The organism is Kribbella amoyensis, from assembly GCF_007828865.1.
In the GTDB taxonomy this organism is placed as follows: Bacteria; Actinomycetota; Actinomycetes; order Propionibacteriales; family Kribbellaceae; genus Kribbella; species Kribbella amoyensis.
Window position 1 is genome coordinate 520,786 of sequence record NZ_VIVK01000001.1, and the last position, 18,508, is coordinate 539,293.

15 protein-coding genes are annotated in these 18,508 nt (G+C 69.2%); 7 read left to right on the forward strand and 8 right to left on the reverse strand.

Annotated elements, in window-relative coordinates:
- Window positions 1-35 precede the first annotated feature (35 nt).
- The 5 genes from FB561_RS02495 to FB561_RS02515 form a co-directional block, all read right to left on the reverse strand.
- Window positions 36-1,763: a serine hydrolase domain-containing protein gene (locus tag FB561_RS02495; RefSeq protein WP_238334617.1), complete on the reverse strand. Its 1,728-nt coding sequence runs from the start codon at window positions 1,761-1,763 to the stop codon at window positions 36-38.
- Window positions 1,760-3,046 carry an exo-beta-N-acetylmuramidase NamZ family protein gene (locus FB561_RS02500; RefSeq protein ID WP_145802591.1) on the reverse strand — a complete coding sequence of 429 codons (1,287 nt, stop codon included), beginning with the start codon at window positions 3,044-3,046 and terminating at the stop codon, window positions 1,760-1,762. The genes FB561_RS02495 and FB561_RS02500 overlap by 4 nt, the downstream gene beginning before the upstream one ends.
- 25 nt (window positions 3,047-3,071) lie before the next feature.
- Entirely contained in the window at window positions 3,072-5,615 is a 2,544-nt protein-coding gene (locus FB561_RS02505; RefSeq protein ID WP_145802593.1) for a glycoside hydrolase family 3 N-terminal domain-containing protein, read from the reverse strand.
- A gap of 2 nt (window positions 5,616-5,617) precedes the next feature.
- A complete protein-coding gene (locus FB561_RS02510; RefSeq protein WP_145802595.1) occupies window positions 5,618-7,441 on the reverse strand; it encodes a glycoside hydrolase family 3 protein in 1,824 nt (607 codons plus the stop codon).
- 348 nt (window positions 7,442-7,789) lie between these two features.
- Window positions 7,790-8,737: a helix-turn-helix transcriptional regulator gene (locus tag FB561_RS02515; RefSeq protein WP_145802597.1), complete on the reverse strand. Its 948-nt coding sequence runs from the start codon at window positions 8,735-8,737 to the stop codon at window positions 7,790-7,792.
- A 63-nt stretch (window positions 8,738-8,800) separates the two neighbouring features.
- Between FB561_RS02515 and FB561_RS02520 the strand changes: the two genes are divergently transcribed.
- Window positions 8,801-9,943, forward strand: a complete 1,143-nt coding sequence (locus tag FB561_RS02520; RefSeq protein ID WP_145802598.1) for an epoxide hydrolase family protein — start codon at window positions 8,801-8,803, stop codon at window positions 9,941-9,943.
- A 97-nt stretch (window positions 9,944-10,040) separates the two neighbouring features.
- Here the strand turns inward: FB561_RS02520 and glmM are convergent, their stop codons facing one another.
- Genes glmM through rplM form a run of 3 tightly spaced genes read right to left on the reverse strand, consistent with a single transcriptional unit; the run spans window position 10,041 to window position 12,398 of the window.
- The gene (gene glmM / locus FB561_RS02525) at window positions 10,041-11,387 is read right to left on the reverse strand and encodes a phosphoglucosamine mutase (RefSeq protein WP_145802600.1); all 1,347 of its coding nucleotides are present in this window, start codon (window positions 11,385-11,387) and stop codon (window positions 10,041-10,043) included.
- Between the two features lie 9 nt (window positions 11,388-11,396).
- Window positions 11,397-11,918: a 30S ribosomal protein S9 gene (gene rpsI, locus FB561_RS02530; RefSeq protein WP_145802602.1), complete on the reverse strand. Its 522-nt coding sequence runs from the start codon at window positions 11,916-11,918 to the stop codon at window positions 11,397-11,399.
- Between the two features lie 36 nt (window positions 11,919-11,954).
- Window positions 11,955-12,398 (reverse strand): 50S ribosomal protein L13, encoded by a 444-nt coding sequence (rplM, locus tag FB561_RS02535; protein WP_145802604.1) that lies wholly within the window; start codon window positions 12,396-12,398, stop codon window positions 11,955-11,957.
- Window positions 12,399-12,674: 276 nt separating this feature from the next.
- On the opposite strand from rplM, the gene FB561_RS02540 reads away from it, so the two are divergent.
- From FB561_RS02540 to FB561_RS02565, 6 genes are all read left to right on the forward strand, one after another.
- Window positions 12,675-13,961 carry a citrate synthase gene (locus tag FB561_RS02540; protein WP_238334618.1) on the forward strand — a complete coding sequence of 429 codons (1,287 nt, stop codon included), beginning with the start codon at window positions 12,675-12,677 and terminating at the stop codon, window positions 13,959-13,961.
- Window positions 13,962-14,189: 228 nt separating this feature from the next.
- The gene (locus FB561_RS02545) at window positions 14,190-14,372 is read left to right on the forward strand and encodes a hypothetical protein (RefSeq protein ID WP_145802608.1); all 183 of its coding nucleotides are present in this window, start codon (window positions 14,190-14,192) and stop codon (window positions 14,370-14,372) included.
- Between the two features lie 73 nt (window positions 14,373-14,445).
- Complete coding sequence (locus FB561_RS02550) at window positions 14,446-15,456, forward strand: LacI family DNA-binding transcriptional regulator (RefSeq protein ID WP_145802610.1); 1,011 nt, start codon at window positions 14,446-14,448, stop codon at window positions 15,454-15,456.
- A gap of 42 nt (window positions 15,457-15,498) precedes the next feature.
- The gene (locus FB561_RS02555; protein ID WP_145802612.1) at window positions 15,499-16,779 is read left to right on the forward strand and encodes an ABC transporter substrate-binding protein; all 1,281 of its coding nucleotides are present in this window, start codon (window positions 15,499-15,501) and stop codon (window positions 16,777-16,779) included.
- Window positions 16,776-17,633: a carbohydrate ABC transporter permease gene (locus tag FB561_RS02560; protein ID WP_145802614.1), complete on the forward strand. Its 858-nt coding sequence runs from the start codon at window positions 16,776-16,778 to the stop codon at window positions 17,631-17,633. Before FB561_RS02555 ends, FB561_RS02560 begins: the two co-directional genes overlap by 4 nt.
- On the forward strand, window positions 17,620-18,486 hold the full coding sequence (locus tag FB561_RS02565; protein WP_145802616.1) for a carbohydrate ABC transporter permease: 867 nt from the start codon (window positions 17,620-17,622) through the stop codon (window positions 18,484-18,486). Before FB561_RS02560 ends, FB561_RS02565 begins: the two co-directional genes overlap by 14 nt.
- Window positions 18,487-18,508 lie beyond the last annotated feature (22 nt).

Consider the following 18,508-nt stretch of genomic DNA (forward strand, 5'->3'; position numbering starts at 1 on the left):
GTGGCCACGGTACGGCGAACGGGCACCGAGCGGGGTCACCGACGCGAAAGTCTCCAACCCGAGGCGGTAAATGACTCAGGCGTTCGTTCTCCGTCGAAGAGCACCCGGTGACCGGCGCTGATCTTCACGCCGTCCACGTACACCCCACGGCCTTGGTACAGCGGGTCGGAGGTGTAACGCCACCGGACCGTCTGGTCACCGCCGGGCAGCTCCGCGGACACCTGGTGCCAGTGCCGATCGCCGGATCCGCTGATGGTGCCGTCGTGGTCGATCACCGTGCCCCGGTCGCGGACCGTGAACGGAACCTTCGTCCAAGTGGTCCCGTCGGCCGAGGACTCCAGGTACAGCAGGTCGGTGTCCTCGGTGTCCACGAACAGGTCGAAGGCCAGCTTGGCCCCTGCGGCCGGGACGGCGACCCGGGCGTCCAGCGTCGTCGTACTGGCGTCGGTGGTACCGGAGAACCAGGCGTCCTTGCCGTGCCGCGGTCCCACGCCCAGGGACAGCGCGAGGCCCTGGGCGACGGCGCGACGGGCCGGGTTGTTGCTGCCCCAGTTCCGGCTCGGGTGGACCCGGTTGGAGAGCAGGATCGCGAACGAGCGGGAGTCGAAGTCGATCACCAAGGACGTGCCGGTGTACCCGGTGTGGCCGGCGGTGCGCGGCCCGGACAGCCCGGACATGTACCAGCGCTGGTTCAGCTCGAACCCGAGCCCGTGGTCGTTGCCCGGGAACGCCTGGTTGAAGTTGGTGATCATCGCGGTCACGGAGCTCTCCTTGAGGATCCGCGCCTGCCGGTAGCTGCCGCCGTTGAGGAACGCCTGCGCCAGCACGGCGAGGTCGTCGGCCGTGCTGAACACGCCCGCGTGCCCGGCGACACCGTCCAGCGACCACGCGTTCTCGTCGTGCACCGAGCCCCAGACCATCCCGCGCGCCGGTGCGGTCTGGTACTCCGTGGCCGCGATCCGTTGCTTCTTCTTCGGGTCCGGGTTGTACCCGGTGTCGCGCATCTGCAGCGGCTTGGTGATGCCGTCCGCGACCAGCTTGTCCAGCGTCTTGCCGGACACCCGGTGCGCGACCTCGCCGAGGGAGATCAGGTTCAGATCGCTGTAGAGGTACGTGGAGCCTGGCGTACTGCTCGGCTTCGCGGTCAGCGCCATCTGCAGCCGCGAGGCCGGATCGGGCCGGGCGCTCCACAACGGCAGCCAGGACGGCAGCCCGGTGGTGTGGGTGAGCGCCTGCCGGACCGTGATCGATTCCTTGCCGTTCTCGGCGAACTCCGGCACGTACTGCGCGATCGGCGCGTCCAGGGCGACCTTGTTCTTCTCGACCAGTTGCAGCACCACGATCGAGGTGAACAGCTTGGACACCGAGGCCATGTCGAAGATCGTGTCGGTGCGCATCGGGATCTGCTGGTCGGCCGGCAGCTCGGTGCCGTTGCCGTCGGCGTACTTGACCGCCATCCCGGTCGCCTCGCGGGTGACCACCTTGCCGTCGTGGCCGAGCAGCGTGACCGCGCCGGCGTACAGCGGCTTGACCGTGCCGTTCGGCTTGGTCCAGCCCTCGACCTGGGCCAGCGCGGCGTCGATCGGCGCCGGGTCCAGGCCCGCCTTCGCCGGGGTGGCGTCGCGGAGCAGGGTGGACTTCGGCGCGTAGCCCGAGAAGGGCTGGTCGAACCGTCCGGATTTGTTGCCCGCGGCAACCGCAGGGCCGGCCATGGTGAGCATCACCACGGACACTACCGCGATTCCGGCTGCTCTAATCCTCACCGGTGCGCTCCCTTGTACAGCAGGTACTTGGCCCGCCGCGCGGTCCACGCGTCGGTCTCGGACTTCCAGGCCGCGACGATCTCCTCGGCCGAGGCGCCCGCGGTCAGCATGGTGCGGAACCGGTCCGACCCGGTGAGCAGGTCGATCCAGCGGCCGGGCGGGTTCTCGGCCCGCCAGGCGAACTCGGGGTACAGCTTCTTCGCCTCGACGATCATGTGGGTGGCCGCGACGATCGCCTCGACCTTGCCCGGGTCGGTGATCTGGACCTGGACGCCGCCGCAGAGCACGTTCGCGTTCTTGCTGATGAACGGGGTGAAGTACGCCTCCCGGAAGTCCACGCCCGGGATGTTCTTCGCCTGCAGCGCCTGGGCCCAGCGGTAGTCGACGTACGGGGCGCCGATCAGCTCGAACGGCCGGGTGGTACCACGGCCCTCGGACATGTTGGTCGCCTCGAACAGACAGGTGCCCGCGTACAGCAGCGCGGTGTCCGGGGTCGGCATGTTCGGGCTCGGCATCACCCAGGTCAGGCCGGTCTCACCGAACAGTTGCTCGCGCTTCCAGCCCTTCAGCTGGATCACCTGAAGCTCCTTCAGCCGGGCCCCGTTCGCGTCCAGCGGCAGGTACTCCGCGTTGAACAGCCGGGCCAGCTCGCCCACGGTCATCCCATGCTGCTGGATGATCTCCTCCTTGCCCACGCCGGAGGTGTACCCGGGCTTGAGCATCGGGCCGCGCGCGTACCCGCCGACCGGGTTCGGCCGGTCGAGCACGACGAACTTCGCGCCGGTCCGGACCGCGGCCAGCATCGCCTCGTACATGGTCCAGATGTAGGTGTAGAACCGGGACCCGACGTCCTGGATGTCGAACACCACGGTCTCGACGCCGGACTTGGTGTACAGCGACGCCAGCTTGTCCGCGTTCGCGCCGTACGCGTCGTAGACCATGATCCCGGTCCGCGGGTCGACGTGGTCGCCCTCGGAACCACCGGCCTGCGCGCTGCCGCGGAAGCCGTGCTCGGGACCGAACACGGCGGTCACGTTGACCTGCCCGGACGTGTGCATGGTGTCGACGATGTGGTTCAGGTCCTCGAGGATGCCGGTCGGGTTGCTGATCACCCCGACCTTCTGGCCGGCCAGCGCCCGCCAGCCGCTGTCGGCCAGCGCCTGCGCGCCCGTGATCACCCCCTTGCCGTGCTTGGCGGGCTCGGCCGCCGAGGCGGCGGGGACGTCGATCAGCGGTGCGGCGGCGAGCGCACCGGCTCCGGCCAGCAGACTGCGGCGCTTCATCAGGGTTCTCCTCCAGGCAGGGGGTTTACGGGCGGAAGGACAGGTCGGCCACCACGGGGCGGTGGTCACTGGCCGCAGACTCGGGGGGAACGGTTGCCCGCCGGACGCGGAAGCCCGCACCGACGGTGACGAAGTCGATCCGCTTGACCGGATCGACCGCGGGATAGGTGAGCGGGCCGCCGACGGTCGTCTCCGCCGCGGTCCAGCTGTCGGTCAGGCGCTTCCACAGTTTGGCGAGCTCGGGAGCGCCAGCCTCGGCATTGAAGTCGCCGGTGATGATCTGCAGGTCCTTCTTCGGGTCCCGGGCCAGGATCTTCACCGTGTCGTCCACCTGCGCGCGCCGGACGGCCGGGTCGGCCCGGTAGTCCAGATGCGTGACGTAGACGTGGACGCGCTTGCCGCGCACCTCCAGCTCGGCCTCCAGGAACCCGGGCGCCGGCTTCGGTACCGGGTTCGGGTCCTGGGTGGACAGCCTGGTGATCGGGTGGTTCTCGGTCCGGACCAACGGGAACCGGGACAGCACACCCACGCCGTACTGCCGGCGCGGCTGCCCGGCGGCGGGCGGGTCCAGGTCGTAGATCGGCGCGAACCCGTGGTACATCCCGAGTTTGCCGGCCAGCTCGGCCAGGGTGTCCCGCCACTCGCTCCGGGCGTCCCAGTGGACGTCGACCTCCTGCAGGCCGATCACGTCCGCGTCGAGCGCCTTCAACGCCTGCGCGGTCCGGTCCAGATCGAACACGTTGTCCTGGCCGGCCCCGGCATGAACGTTGTACGAGGCAACGGTCAGCCGGGTGACCCGCGGGTCGAAGGTGAGCCCGTGACCGAACGGGTACAGCGTCCGAGTAGCGTCCGGCTGGGCCGGGATCGCGACCGGGAGCTTGCCGGTCGGCGCGATCTCGCCGTACAGCACCTTCGCGAGCGCCTCCAGCGAGACGGCCGCGTACGAGTACGTCGCGAGCGTGGTCTGCGCCGAGCCGAAGTACGCGACGTCGTACGGGTCCCGGACCGCGACCACGATCACCGGGCGGCCGGTCGCGAGCAGCGCGTTCACGAGCTTCTGCTGCTTGGCCTGCTTGTCGGTGACGGCCGTGTCCCACGCCTTCATGGTGAGCACGACGGTGAGGTCGGCGTCCTTCGCGGCCGCCACGGCGTCGTCGATCTTCGCGTCGGTCGGCGTCGCCCCGGTGTCCTTGACGATCGCGGTCGCGCCGCGACCCTGCAACGCCGTACCGAGGGCCGTCGGCAGGTACCCGGCGACCAGGATCCTGCGGGAAGCCGGGGACAACGGCAGCAGGCCCGCGTCGTTCCTCAGCAGGGTGGTGGTGTGGTCCGCGATCTCCTGCGCGACCGCGTAGTTGGCCGGGGTACCGACCACCTTGGCGACCTGGGCGAGATCGACGTACGGGCGGTCGACGACGCCGGTCCTCACCTTCAGCTTGAGGATCCGCTCGACGCTCTGGTCGATCCGCTGCTCGCTGATCCGGCCGCTGCGGACCGCGTCGAGCACGGAGTTGTACGCCAGGCCCGGGTCGACCGGCATGAGCAGCTGGTCGACGCCCGCCTCGAGCGCGCGCAACGGGATCTCGGCGTCGCCGTACTTGTCCCGAACGCCTTTCATACCGAGCGAATCGGTGATCACGACACCGTCGAACCGGAGCTGCTCGCGCAGGATCCCGGTGAGGATCGGCCGGCTCAACGTCGCCGGGTCCTCGGACGGGTCGAGCGCCGGCACCACGATGTGCGCGGTCATGATCGAGTCGATCCCGGCCCGGATCGCCGCGTCGAACGGCGGCCGGTCGATCGCGTTCCACTCGTCCCGGGTGTGGCTGATCACCGGGATGCCGGTGTGGCTGTCGGTCGCGGTGTCGCCGTGGCCCGGGAAGTGCTTGGCGGTCGAGACGATCCGGCCGTCCCGCTGGTACCCGGTGACCTGGGCGGCGGTGAGCTCCGCGACCAGGGCCGGGTCCGAGGAGAACGAGCGGACCCCGATGACCGGGTTCAGCGGGTTCACGTTCACGTCGGCGACCGGGGCGAAGTCGGTGGTCACGCCGACCGCCTTCAGCTCGCGGCCGCCGATCCCGCCCGCCCGGCGCGCGTACTGCGCCGAGCGGGTCGCGCCGAGGGCCATCGCCCCCGGGAACTGCGTGGCCGGCGGCCCGACCCGGAACACGACGCCGTGCTCCTGGTCGGTGCTGATCTGCAGCGGGATCCCCGTGTTCTGCAGGGAGGCGCTCTGCAGGCCGTTCGACAGCCGCGCGATCTGCTGCGGGTCCTTCACCGAATCGGTCCAGGCGAAGTAGATCACCCCGCCGAGGTGGTACTTGCGAACCACCTCGGCCGGCGTCGCCACGCCGTACAGGCTGGTGTTGCGGGCATCGGCCGTGTCCGCCGTCGGGCCGTACGCGTAGCAGACGAAGAGCTGGCCGACCTTCTGCTCCAGCGACATCCCGGCGAGGGTGTCGCGGACCCATCTGCTGGTCGCCGCCTGGGCCTGGCCGGTCCCGGCCAGCGTCGTCCCGGCGACGGCGGCCGCGGCGAGTCCGAGGGTCTGACGTCGCGTCAGCTCCATCGTCACCAGCTCAGCCCGTGGCCGAACGGGTACAGCGGCGTCGCGGGCTGACCGGCGACCGGGATGTCGACCGGGAGCTTGCCGGCCGGCGCGATCTCGCCGTACAGGACCTTGGTGAGCGCCTCCATCGACACGGCCTGGTAGCCGTAGGTGGCGACGTACGTCGGCGCGGCGTCGAAGTACGCGATGTCGTACGGGTCGCGGACGGCGACCACGATCACCGTCTTGCCGGTGGCGAGCAGGTCCTTCACCAGCTTCTGCTGCTTGGCCTGCTTGTCGGTGACAGTGGTGTCCCATGCCTTCTGGGTCAGCACCACGGTGACGTCGTTGGCCTGCGCCTTCGCGACCGCGTCGGCGATCGCCGCGTCGGTCGGTGCCGCGCCGGTCTGCGCGACCGTGGTGGTGGCGCCGCGCTTGGCCAGGCTGGTCGCGAGCGACTGGGTGGTGGTGACGCCCCAGCCGGTGACCAGGACCTTGCGGGCCTCGTTGCTCAGCGGCAGCGTGTTCGCGTCGTTCTTGACCAGGGTGATCGACTTGTCGACGATCTGCTGCGCGGTGGCGAGGCTGGCCGGCGTACCGACCGTGGTGGCGACCTTGGCCGGGTCGACGAACGGCTGGAACGCGACGCCGTTCTTCACCTTCGACAACAGGATCCGCAGCAGGCTCTCGTCGATCCGGCGCTCGCTGATCCGGCCCGACTTCACCGCGTCCACGACCGCCTTGAACTGCACGTCCGGCGCCGGCGGCAGCAGCAGCTGGTCCGCCCCGGCCTCGATCGCGCGAACGGCCACCTCGGCGTCGCCGTACTTGGCCCGCACCGCCGCCATCTCCAGCGCGTCGGTGATGATCAGGCCGCGGAACTTCAGCTGGTCGCGCAGCACGCCGGTCAGGATCGGCTTGCTCAACGTCGCCGGGTCACCCGACGGATCGAGCGACGGGACGACGATGTGCGCGGTCATGATCGAGTCGATGCCGGCCTTGATCGCGGCCTCGAACGGCGGCCGGTCGATCGTGTTCCACTCTTCGAGGGTGTGGTTGATCGTCGGCAGCGAGGTGTGGCTGTCGTCCCGGGTGTCACCGTGACCGGGGAAGTGCTTCGCGGTCGCCATGATCCGGGCGTCCTGCTGGTACCCCCGGGTCTGCGCGACCGTCAGGTCGGAGACCAGCTTGGGGTCGCTGGAGAACGACCGGACCCCGATCACCGGGTTCAGCGCGTTCACGTTCACGTCGGCGACCGGCGCGTAGTCCTGCCGGATCCCCATCGCCTCCAGCTCGCGCCCGGTGATCCCGGCCGCGGTCCGCGCGTCCGCCGTACTGCGAGCCGCGCCGTGCGCCATGTTCCCGCCGAACTGGGTGGCGGGCGGGCCGATCCGGACCACGACGCCCTGCTCCTGGTCGGTGGCGATCGTCAGCGGGACGTGGAGGCCGGTCTTCAGGGCCTCGGCCTGGAGCTGGTTCGAGTACGTCGCGAGCTGGGTCGGGTTCTGCACGTTGTCGCGGGCGTTGAAGTAGATCCACCCGCCCGGCTTGTACTTCGCGACCACCTCGGCCGGCGTGGCGACGCCGTACAGGCTGGTGTTGCGGGCATCCGGCTTGGACGCGTCCGGCCCGTAGGCGAACAGGACGAACATCTGCCCGATCTTCTCCTCGAGCGACATCCCGTGGATGACCCGCCCGACCTGCTGCGCGGAGGTGAAAGCCTGCGGTGGAACCTTCGGCTCGGGCGGCGGCGCACTCACCGCGGCGGTGGGCGCCAGCGCGGCCACCGTGGCGGTGGCGGTGCAGGCGGCGAGCGTGGCGATGGCAGAGCGGCGCAATGCGGACATGACCGACCCCTCAGGTAATTGAATTACAACCGTCTCCCCCGCACGCGAAAGTTACCCACGCCCAAACTCGGGGGTCAAGGGGAAACGGGTGTTCATCCTCCACCGAGCGCAAACCACCAGCAACCCACCGCACCCGAACACCCCGGGTCAACTGTTTGAACTCCGGCCACCTCAGGGCAGCCCGGGGCAGATCCCCGGAGAGCCAGGACGAGCGGAAGCATCTGTGCCACGATGGACCCAGCTCCCCACGCGCTGCCTGGGGAGAAGTGAAGCTGGGATTCCCACCGGATGATGGGCCCCAGCTTTCGCGCTTTCCAGACCTGTTCACCATCAGCCCGTGGGATCAGATCAGGTGGTGGGGAGGGCTTGGTGGAGTCTGGTGGTGAGGGTTTTGAGGTGGGTTTCCAGTTCTGGTGGGGCCGCTTGGAGGTGGAAGGGGTGGCCCAGGAGGGCTGGGTAGAGGAGGAGTTCGTCGAGGGAGTTGGAGCCGGCTCGGAGTTGGCAGGTCCGGTCGTCGATCGGTTCGACGGTGGCTACGGTGCCGGCTAGCTGGTCGGCGACGACTTCGGCTGGGGCTTGGATGTGGAAGGTGGCTTGGTAGCGATAGCCCCCGGACGCGATGCCTTCGCGGGTGCGGTCCAGGTCGGGAGCTTCGCGGGGCTGGAAGCGGGGACCCGTGGGGATGCGCGGGGTCAGGCGGTCCAGGCGGAACGTGCGCCAGTCCTCGCGATCGAGGTCCCACGCGATCAGGTACCACCGGCGCCCCGTGTGCAGGAGGCGGTGCGGCTCGGTGGTACGGACGGACGCCGTGCCGTCGTGGCCCAGGTAGTCGAACCGCAGTCGCTCGTGGTTCCGGCAGACCGTGGCGACCGTCATCAGCACGGCCGGGTCGACGGTCGCGCCGGTTGCCGGGGTCACGGCGACGACGCGCAGCAGGTCGACGCGATGCCGTAGTCGCGACGGCAGGACCTGCTCCAACTTGGTCAGGGCGCGCAGCGACGATTCCTCGATGCCGGTCACGTTCCCGGTCGCCGCGGCCCGCAGACCGATCGCGACCGCCACGGCCTCCTCGTCGTCCAGCAGCAGCGGCGGAAGCGCGGCCCCCGCACCGAGGCGGTACCCCGCGACTCCCGGGACCGCCTCGACCGGATAGCCGAGCGAGCGCAGCTTGTCGATGTCACGGCGGACGGTCCGCACCCCGACACCGAGCTCGTCGGCCAGGACGGCGCCGCTCCACTCCCGCGGCGACTGCAGCAGGGAAAGCAGTTTGAGCAGACGAGCCGAGGTCTCCAACATGGTCCGAAGTCTGCCAGCAAGCTAGGACCGAACCCGTCCTAACCAGCTGACAGAGTCGGAGACATGATCACTCCTTTCACCCTCGACATCCCGCAGCACGACCTCGACGACCTGCAGCGCCGCCTCGACCAGGCCCGGCTGCCCGCTCCGCTCCCCGGGGACGACTGGGACACCGGCGTACCCGTCGGCTGGCTGAGCGAGCTGGTCGAGTACTGGCGGACCAAGTACGACTGGCGGGCCGAGGAACGGCGGATCAACGAGTTCCCGCAGTACACGACCGAGATCGACGGGCAGCGGATCCACTTCCTGCACGTCCGGTCGGCCGAGCCGGACGCGCTGCCGTTGGTCCTCACGCACGGCTGGCCGGGGTCTTTCGTGGAGTTCCTCGACCTGATCGGCCCGCTCACCGACCCGGTTGCGTACGGCGGGTCGGCGGCGGACGCGTTCCACGTGGTCGTCCCGTCGTTGCCCGGCTTCGGGTTCTCCGGGCCGGTCCGCGAGAGCGGCTGGAGCCCGGTACGGATCGCCAAGACCTGGGCCACCCTGATGGAGCGGCTCGGCTACGACCGGTACGGGCTGCAGGGCGGCGACATCGGTGCGGCCGTCTCGCCCGAGGTCGGCCGGGTGGCGCGCGAGCACGTCGTCGGCGTCCACGTGAACGGCGCACCCGGGTTGCCGCCGTTCCCGCTGCCGGACGAGGAACTGGCCCAGCTGACCCCGATCGAGCAGGACCGGATCGCGCGGATCGGGGCGTTCATGCAGGAGGAGTTCGGCTACATCGCGATCCAGTCGACGCGGCCGCAGACGCTGGCGTACGGGCTGACCGATTCGCCGGTCGGGCAACTGGCCTGGCTGATGGACAAGTTCCGGGAGTGGACGCACCCGCGTCCGACGCTGCCCGAGGCGATCATCGACCGGGATCGGCTGCTCACCAACGCGATGGTCTACTGGCTGACCGGGACGGCCGGCTCCGCGGGGTACGTCGGGTACGCGCAGGACCAGGCGTGGGGACCGGCCAAGGAGAACTCGGGCGTACCGACCGGGGTCCTGGTCCTGGCCCACGACGTCGGCATCCGCCGGTACGCCGAACGCGAGAACACGATCACCCGCTGGACCGATGCCGACCACGGCGGCCACTTCGCCGCCCTGGAAGAACCCGAACTCCTGCTCACCGAGGTCCGCACCTTCTTCCGCGACCTCCGCTGACGCCAGGTCGCGCACTTGCCGTGACACAAGAACCGGGGACCTGGGACAGGTTGTGCGCTGTCTCAGGTCCCCGGTTGGTGTTCAGGGTGTGGTGCCGTCAGAGCTTGAGGGCGGTGGCGACTGTTTCGGCGAGGGAGTGAGCGATCTCGGTGGCCGCGTCGGAGGACTCCGCCTCGACCATCACGCGGACCAGCGGTTCGGTCCCGGACGGGCGGAGCAGGACGCGCCCGGTGTCGCCGAGCCGAGCAGTGGCCGCTGCCACCGCGGACTGGACGGCCGGGTCGGTCCCCGCGCGGGACTTGTCGACGTCGGGGACGTTGACCAGGACCTGCGGGAGCCGGGTCATGACGCCGGCCAGGTCGCGCAGGCTCTTGCCCGTCTGGGCCAGCCGGGCCAGCAGCATGACCGCGGTCAGGGTGCCGTCGCCGGTGGTGGCGTGGTCGGACAGGATGACGTGACCGGACTGCTCGCCGCCGAGCTTGTGCCCGCCGGCCTTCATCGCCTCCAGCACGTACCGGTCGCCGACCTTGGTCTGCTCGACCGCGATCTGCTCCCGGACCATCGCCTGGACGAAGCCCAGGTTGCTCATCACGGTCGCCACCACGGTGTCGTTGGACAGCCGGCCGCCGTCGCGCATCGCCAGCGCCAGGATCGCGAGGATCTGGTCGCCGTCGACGAACTCGCCGGTGCTGTCCACCGCCAGGCAGCGGTCGGCGTCACCGTCGAGCGCGATGCCCAGGTCGGCGCCGTGGCCGATCACCTCGCGCCGCAGTCCCTCCATGTGGGTGGAACCGCAGTCGAGGTTGATGTTCAGGCCGTCCGGCTCCGCGGCGTGCGTGACCACCTCGGCGCCGAGCCGGCGCAGTGCCTCGGGGGCCGTCCCGGAGGCGGCGCCGTTGGCGCAGTCGATCACGACCTTGAGGCCGTCGAACCGGTTGGGCGACGACCGGACCAGGTGCGAGACATAGGTCTCGAAGCCCTGCCCGTCGTCGAGCACGCGGCCGACCTTCGCACCGGTCGGGCGCTGCCACTCCTCGCCGACGCGGGCCTCGATCGCGTCCTCGATCACGTCGTCGAGCTTGATCCCGCCACGGGCCAGGAACTTGATGCCGTTGTCCGGCATCGGGTTGTGGCTGGCGGACAGCATCACACCGAGGTCGGCGCCGGTCGAACCGGTCAGGTACGCGACGGCGGGCGTCGGCAGGACGCCGAGCTTGAACACGTCGACGCCGGCGCTGGCCAGACCGGCCACCACGGCAGCTTCCAGGAACTCTCCACTGGCCCGCGGATCCCGGCCCACAACGGCGCGCGGCCGGTGCCCTTCGAAGGCACCGGCCTCGCCGAGTACGTGAGCTGCCGCGACCGAGAGGTCGAGCGCCAGCTCAGCGGTCAGGTCCACGTTCGCCAGGCCACGGACACCGTCCGTGCCGAACAAACGCGCCATGTCAGATGATCAGCGCTTGCTGTACTGAGGCGCCTTGCGGGCCTTCTTCAGACCAGCCTTCTTGCGCTCCTTGATCCGCGCGTCGCGGGTGAGCAGACCGGCCTTCTTCAGACCCGGCCGGTTCGCCTCCTCGTCGGCGGCGTTCAGGCAGCGGGCGACACCCAGCTGCAGCGCACCGGCCTGGCCGGTGATGCCACCGCCGTTGATCCGGGCGATGACGTCGTAGGAGCCCTCGAGGCCGGCCACGACGAACGGCTCGTTGACGTGCTGCTGGTGCACCTTGTTCGGGAAGTACACGTCCAGCGGCTTGCCGTTGACGGTCCAGTTACCCGTGCCCGGGACGAGACGCACGCGCGCCACGGCCTCCTTGCGGCGACCGGTCGCACCGGCCGGGTTGATCACCGCGACGCGGCCCGACTCGGCGCGCTGCTCCGGAGTGGGGTTGGTCTCGGAGGTGTAGGCGACCGGGCCCTCGTTGTCGATGGGCACCTCGGTGTCGAACTCTTCGGTCTCGGTGGTGATGTCGCTCACGCTGGAAATCCTCGTTTACCTGGCTCGTCGATCGCTCTACTGGGCGATCTGGGTGATCTCGAACGGCTTCGGCTGCTGGGCGCTGTGCGGGTGCTCCGGACCGGCGTACACCTTCAGCTTGGTGAGCAGCTTCCGGCTGAGACGGTTCTTCGGCAGCATGCCCCAGACAGCCTTCTCGACGGCCTTGCGAGGGTCCTTGGCCAGGATCTCGCCGATCGGCGTGGCCGTCAGACCACCCGGGTGACCCGAGTGGCGGTACGCCAGCTTGTCCGTGCGCTTGTTGCCGGACAGGGCGACCTTGGAGGCGTTGATGACGACGACGAAGTCGCCGCCGTCCACATGCGGTGCGAACGTCGGCTTGTGCTTGCCGCGCAGCAGGGTGGCGATCTGGACGGCGAGCCGACCGAGCGTGACGTCGGTGGCGTCGATCACGTGCCACTCACGAGTGACGTCAGCAGGCTTCGGGCTGTACGTGCGCACGGTCGTTGACCTTCGTTTCTCAGAGGTTGACAAAACTGGAGCGTCGGGCGCGGTCCGCCGTGACCGGCAGGGACCTGGAACGCACAACAGCAGCCCAGAATACCGGCCGTCACGCGTCGGGGTCAAAGTGAGCGTGACCGCCTCCGGGACCCCGGCTTGGAAGCCGAGTCCGACCGCACTAGTTTAGCGGTGAAGATTGAAGTCCGAACCGCGTCCCGCCGGCTGACGATAACCCTCACTCACCAGGCGATGACGCCAGCTTCCGAAGAGGGCATTGTGACCGAACAGTCGCTCACCGTCCGGGACAACCGGACCGGCAAGGACTACGACCTTGCCATCACCGATGGCACCATCCGTGCCGCCGATCTCAAGCAGATCAGCGCAACCGACGGCGACGGCGGGCTCGCAACCTACGACCCCGGCTTCGTCAACACCGCTTCGACCCGGTCGTCCGTCACCTTCATCGACGGCGACAAGGGCATCCTGGAGTACCGCGGGTACCCGATCGAGCAGCTCGCCGAGCAGTCCAACTACCTCGAGGTCGCGTACCTGCTGGTGAACGGCTCGCTGCCGAACAAGGCGGAGTACGAGGCCTGGGTGCACGACGTGACGTATCACACGTTCGTGCACGAGAACCTGAAGACCTTCATGCAGGGCTTCCGGTACGACGCGCACCCGATGGGCATGCTGCTCGCCTCGGTCGGCGCGCTGTCCACGTTCTACCCCGAGTCGCGGGAGATCTTCGACGAGGAGTCGCGGGCACTGCAGATCCGCCGGCTGATCGCGAAGATGCCGACGCTCGGCGCGTTCTCGTACCGGCACGCCCAGGGCAAGCCGTACATCTACCCGGACAACGAGCTCAGCTACGCGGCGAACTTCCTCTCCATGCTCTTCAAGATGAGCGAGCCCAAGTACGCCGCCGACGACCGGCTGGTGCGCGCGCTGGAGATCCTGTTCATCCTGCACGCCGACCACGAGCAGAACGCCTCCACCAACGCCGTCCGGGCGATCGGTTCGACCCAGGTCGACCCGTACAGCGCGGTCACCGGTGGCATCGCCGCCCTCTACGGCCCGCTGCACGGCGGCGCCAACGAGGCCGTCCTGAAGATGCTGCGCCGGATCGGCACCGTCGACAACGTGCCGTCGTTCATCGAGGGCGTGAAGAACGGCGAAGAGCGGCTGATGGGCTTCGGCCACCGGGTCTACAAGAACTACGACCCGCGCGCGAAGATCATCAAGAAGGCCGCCGACGACGTGTTCGAGGTGACCGGGATCAACCCGTTGCTGAAGATCGCCGTCGAGCTGGAGAAGATCGCGCTGGAGGACGAGTACTTCGTCTCCCGCAAGCTCTACCCGAACGTCGACTTCTACTCCGGCCTGATCTACGAGGCGCTGCAGTTCCCGCCGGAGATGTTCACCGTGCTGTTCGCGATCCCGCGGACCTCGGGCTGGCTGGCCCAGTGGCTGGAGATGCTGAACGACGGCGACCAGAAGATCGCCCGGCCGAAGCAGATCTACACCGGTGCCCGCGGCACCCAGTACGTCCCGATGGGCGACCGCTGACCGCTGCCTGACCTCGGACGGCCTCTCGACAGCGTCGAGGGGCCGTTCGCCGTTCTGGAAGAAATCTTTCCGGCACCATGGTGATGAAGACGACATCCTCCTGAACGCCCCGCAGGAGGTCACCATGCGCTTCGCCCTGCTCCCACTGCCGTTGTTGCTCCGGCCACTCCCCCGGAGGCCGTATCCCCGGCCGCACCGGCCGCCGTCCCGGCCCAGACCGACGTCCGGGTGGCGATGTGGGACGTCCTCACCGCGCTCAAGGCGGCGTCGGTGCAGACCACCCGGTGCAACTACAACGTTGCCCCGGGCATCGATATCCGGGTGATGGGCCGGACCGTGCACGACGAGTACCTGCGCAACTTCTGGCACCTGCGGGACACCTGCCGGGCCAACGGCGGCGTCATCACCTGACCTGGTTAACGCCGCCCGAATTAACCAGCACCGATGCGTTGACGCCTTCTGACCACAGGTTAATGCTTTCACCATGACCCGGGCCCGCATCACCCTCCGCGACGTGGCGGCGGCGGCCGGGGTCTCGGTGGCGACCTGCTCGTACGTGCTGAGCGGCCGCGCGGACCGGACCACGCCGTTGCCAGAAGCAACGAGGCGGCGGGTCGAGGAGGCGGCGCGGCAGCTCGGGTACAAGGGCAACACGGCCGCCCGGAGCCTGCGCCGGCAGCGCTCCGAGCTGATCGCCCTGGTGTACGCACCGCCGGTCGGGCCCTGGCTGGACCGGCTCACCCTGCAGTGCGAGGACATCGCCGCCGGGCACGGGTACTCCGTGATCGGCGTGCCGATCCGGCGGCTCGACCGGGCCGCGCAGTCGTTGCGGGTGATCACCCGCGGCCACGTGGACGGTGCGATCTTCGCACCCGACCTGGCCGACTTCCTCGACCTGACCGCGGCCCGGCGGTCGACCCGGGCGCTGCTGGCGTTCAGCGAGCATCTCGAGGCCCCCGGCATCGACATCGTCCGGAACAACGTCCGGGAGGCGGTGGCCGAGGCGACCGCGTACCTGCTGGCGTCCGGCCGGCGGCGGATCGCGTTCCTGTCGCACGCGCAGACGGTGAACCCGGCGCGCAGCGACCGGTACCAGGGCTACCTGGACGCGCTCGGGGCGGCCGGGGTCGCGATCGACCCGCGGCTGGTCCGGGCCGGCGCCGCCGCCCGGGAGGACGCGGTGCTCGTCGTCCGCGACCTGCTCGACCTGCCCGACCCGCCGGACGCGCTGGTGTCCGAGTCGGACCGGGGCGCGTTCGCCGCGTTGCAGGCCGCCGCCGACCGTGGCGTCAAGGTGCCCGACGACCTGGCCGTGATCGGCACCGGCAACACCCGGGAGGCCAGCTACTCCGCGCCGCCGTTGACCAGCGTCGGCATGTACCAGCTGGACTTCACCGCGATCGTCGAGGCGCTGTTCGCGCGGATCGACGATCCCACGCTGCCGGCCCGGCAGCTGTCCCTGCCCTGGATCCTGAACCGCCGCCAGTCGGCCTGAGGTCCGCGGCCCCCGCACGTCCCCTCACCGAAAGGCTCACCGATGCCCGCCCTCAGCTCGCTCGACCGCCGGTCCTTCCTGCGCCTCGGTCTCGGCGTCACCGTCCTGGGCGCCGTCGGCACCGGCTGCGCGCCGGCCACGCCGAAGTCCGGCAGCACCGACTCCCGTACCTTCACGATCTACTGGAACGCCGGCCACGCGTACAAGGCGTACCAGCAGGTGATCGACCAGTTCGGCAAGGATCACGACCTGGTGATGAACTGGCAGAAGTTCCAGTGGCCCGACCTGACCACCAAGCTCACCGCGGACTTCCGGTCCGGCAACGTGCCCGACCTGGTCGAGGAGGTCTCGGCCGGCACCGGCACCCAGTACGGGCTGGACAGGAACGTGCTCGCCCTGGACGACCTGGCCAAGGCGGATCCCGGCTTCGGGTTCCCGGACGACTTCATCACGGCGGCGGTGAGCGCGCGGCAGTACGAGGGCAAGACGTACTCGATCCCGCTGCACCTGACCGCGAACGGGCTGCTGTTCTACAACAAGGGGATGCTGTCGGCCGCCGGGTTCGACCAGCCGCCGGCCACCTGGGAGGAGTTCCTCGAGGTGGCGAAGGCGACCACCAAGGACAAGGTCAGCGGGACCTCGCTGAACTCGGACTTCTCCTACAGCGCGCCGTTCTACAACCAACAGAACGTTGCCTTTAGCAATGTCTCGGCGAAGCAGTTCCTGGAGCCGGCCGCGGCGGCCCGGGTCGCGCTGCAGTACATGCAGGACCTGGTCTTCACCCACAAGGTGTCGCCCGCGCCGGTCGCGACGACCGACTACTCCGGGCCGCAGAAGCTCTTCTCGGCCCAGCGGGCCGCGATGTTCCTGTCCGGGCCGTGGGACATCGGCCCGATCCGGCAGGGCAGCCCGGACATCGACCTCGGCCTGACCGTTCCGCTGACCGGGACGACGCAGTCCGCCTCGATGGCCGGCGGCGGGCTGATGATCCCGGCGAAGGCGAAGGACCCGAAGCTGTCCTGGGAGCTGATCACCCGGCTCGCCGCGGTCCAGACCGAACTGGCCGCGAGCAAGGAGGCCGGGATGTCGATGCCGCGGAAGAGCTGGGCGGCCGACCCGTCGGTGGCGTCCGACCCCGCGATGGGGGTGATCGCCAAGGCGCTCGCGATCGTGGCCAAGCAGGACGTCGGGCTGTCCGCGAGCGGCAAGGCGGCGCAGATCAACGAGCTCTACAAGAAGGCCTACCAGCAGATCATCATCCAGCACGCGCCGGTCGAGGCGACGCTGGCGGACTTCCGCAAGCAGGCCGGAGCGGCCCTGTGAACCGTCGCCGGCAGGCGGCCACCGCGTGGCTCTTCCTCAGCCCGGCGGTGATCTTCTTCGTCCTGCTCTTCTTCCTCCCGATCGGCAACCAGCTGCTCACCGGCCTGTACGACGCGGACGGCGTGAACTTCGTCGGCCTGGACAACTTCACCCGCGCCCTCGGTGACCCCGAAGTGGTGCACTCGTTCCTGATCACCCTGGGGTACGCCGCGGGCACGCTCGTCGTGGGGACCGCGGTCGGGCTGGGGCTCGCGGTGATCCTCAACCAGGCGATCCCCGGCCGGACCCTGTTCCGTTCGGTGCTGCTGATCCCGTACCTGACCTCGGTGTCCATCATCGGCCTGCTCTGGCGCAACATCCTCGATCCGCAGGTGGGGATCCTGAACCGGCTGCTCGACCAGTTCGGCCTGCCCGGACAGACCTGGCTCAGTACCCATCCACTGGCCACCATCGTCGGGATCACGGTCTGGTCCAGCGCCGGGTACACGATGGTGCTCTTCCTGGCCGGTCTGCAGGGCATCCCCGGCCTGTACTACGAGGCCGCGCGGATCGACGGGGCCGGACCGTGGCGCCGCTTCTTCTCGATCACGTTGCCGTTGCTCACCCCGACCACCTTGTTCGTCTCGATCATCGGGCTGATCAGCACCCTGCAGCAGTTCGCGCTGCCGTACATCGTCACCGGTGGCGGCCCGGGCAACGCGACCTCGTTGTACGCGCACCGGTTGTTCCTGGTCGCGTTCAACGACAACGACTTCGGCTACGCGTCGGCGTTGTCGGTGTTGCTGCTGCTCGTGGTGCTCGTCCTGTCCCTGGTCCAGCTCAAGATCGGAGACCGTGCCGATGCCGCCCACTAGTTCGCTGCTCCGGGACAGCTCGATCGACCGCGACCGGCTGTTCCCCGGCGACCGCCTCGCGGCGTACGCGCTGCTGGTGATCCTCGCGCTGGTCACCGTCGTGCCGTTGCTCTACATGATCGTGCTCGCGTTGCAGAGCGACGCCGAGGTGCTGTCCGGCGATCCGGTGCTGTGGCCGGCCGATCCGCAGTGGGGCAACTTCACCCGATTGTTCGACGCGGCGCCGTTCGGCCGGTTCTTCCTGAACAGCTTCGTGATGGCCGGTGCGATCACGATCGCGCACCTGGTCTTCGACCCGCTGATCGGCTACGTCTTCGCCAAGATGGAGTTCCCCGGCAAGCGGATCGCCTTCGTCGCGGTGCTGTCGACACTGATGGTGCCGTTCTTCGTCCGGATGCTGCCGATCTACGCGATCTTCTCCAACCTGGGCTGGATCGACTCCTACCAGGGCCTGATCGTGCCGTTCCTGATGGATGCCTACGGCATCTTCCTGATGCGGCAGTTCATCCGGCCGCTGCCGAACGAGCTGATCGAGGCGGCCCGGGTGGACGGCGCCTCCGAGTTCGGCATCTACCTGCGGGTCATCCTGCCGCAGCTCAAGCCCGCGCTCGCCGTGCTCAGCCTGTTCACCTTCGTCTTCCAGTGGAACGAGTTCCTCTGGCCGTTGATCGCCACCAGCCGGACCGAGATGCGCACCCTGCCGATCGGCCTGACGCTGTTCAACCAGGAGTACTTCACCCAGTGGAACCTGACCGCCGCCGGGGCCTTGATCCTCTTCCTGCCGACCGCGCTGTTCTTCGTGATCACGCAGAAGTTCCTGGTCGAGGGCATCACCCTGTCGGGGCTCAAGTGACCGCCCGCCCGTCTGTCCCATG

Excerpts from the sequence above, each read along its gene's own strand:
- FB561_RS02520 (WP_145802598.1), top strand. The coding sequence starts at position 8,801 with ATGATCACTCCTTTCACCCTCGACATCCCGCAGCACGACCTCGACGAC.
- FB561_RS02515 (WP_145802597.1), bottom strand. The coding sequence starts at position 8,737 with ATGTTGGAGACCTCGGCTCGTCTGCTCAAACTGCTTTCCCTGCTGCAG.
- FB561_RS02550 (WP_145802610.1), top strand. The coding sequence starts at position 14,446 with ATGACCCGGGCCCGCATCACCCTCCGCGACGTGGCGGCGGCGGCCGGG.
- FB561_RS02510 (WP_145802595.1), bottom strand. The coding sequence starts at position 7,441 with ATGTCCGCATTGCGCCGCTCTGCCATCGCCACGCTCGCCGCCTGCACC.
- FB561_RS02555 (WP_145802612.1), top strand. The coding sequence starts at position 15,499 with ATGCCCGCCCTCAGCTCGCTCGACCGCCGGTCCTTCCTGCGCCTCGGT.
- FB561_RS02505 (WP_145802593.1), bottom strand. The coding sequence starts at position 5,615 with ATGGAGCTGACGCGACGTCAGACCCTCGGACTCGCCGCGGCCGCCGTC.
- FB561_RS02565 (WP_145802616.1), top strand. The coding sequence starts at position 17,620 with ATGCCGCCCACTAGTTCGCTGCTCCGGGACAGCTCGATCGACCGCGAC.
- glmM (WP_145802600.1), bottom strand. The coding sequence starts at position 11,387 with ATGGCGCGTTTGTTCGGCACGGACGGTGTCCGTGGCCTGGCGAACGTG.
- FB561_RS02500 (WP_145802591.1), bottom strand. The coding sequence starts at position 3,046 with ATGAAGCGCCGCAGTCTGCTGGCCGGAGCCGGTGCGCTCGCCGCCGCA.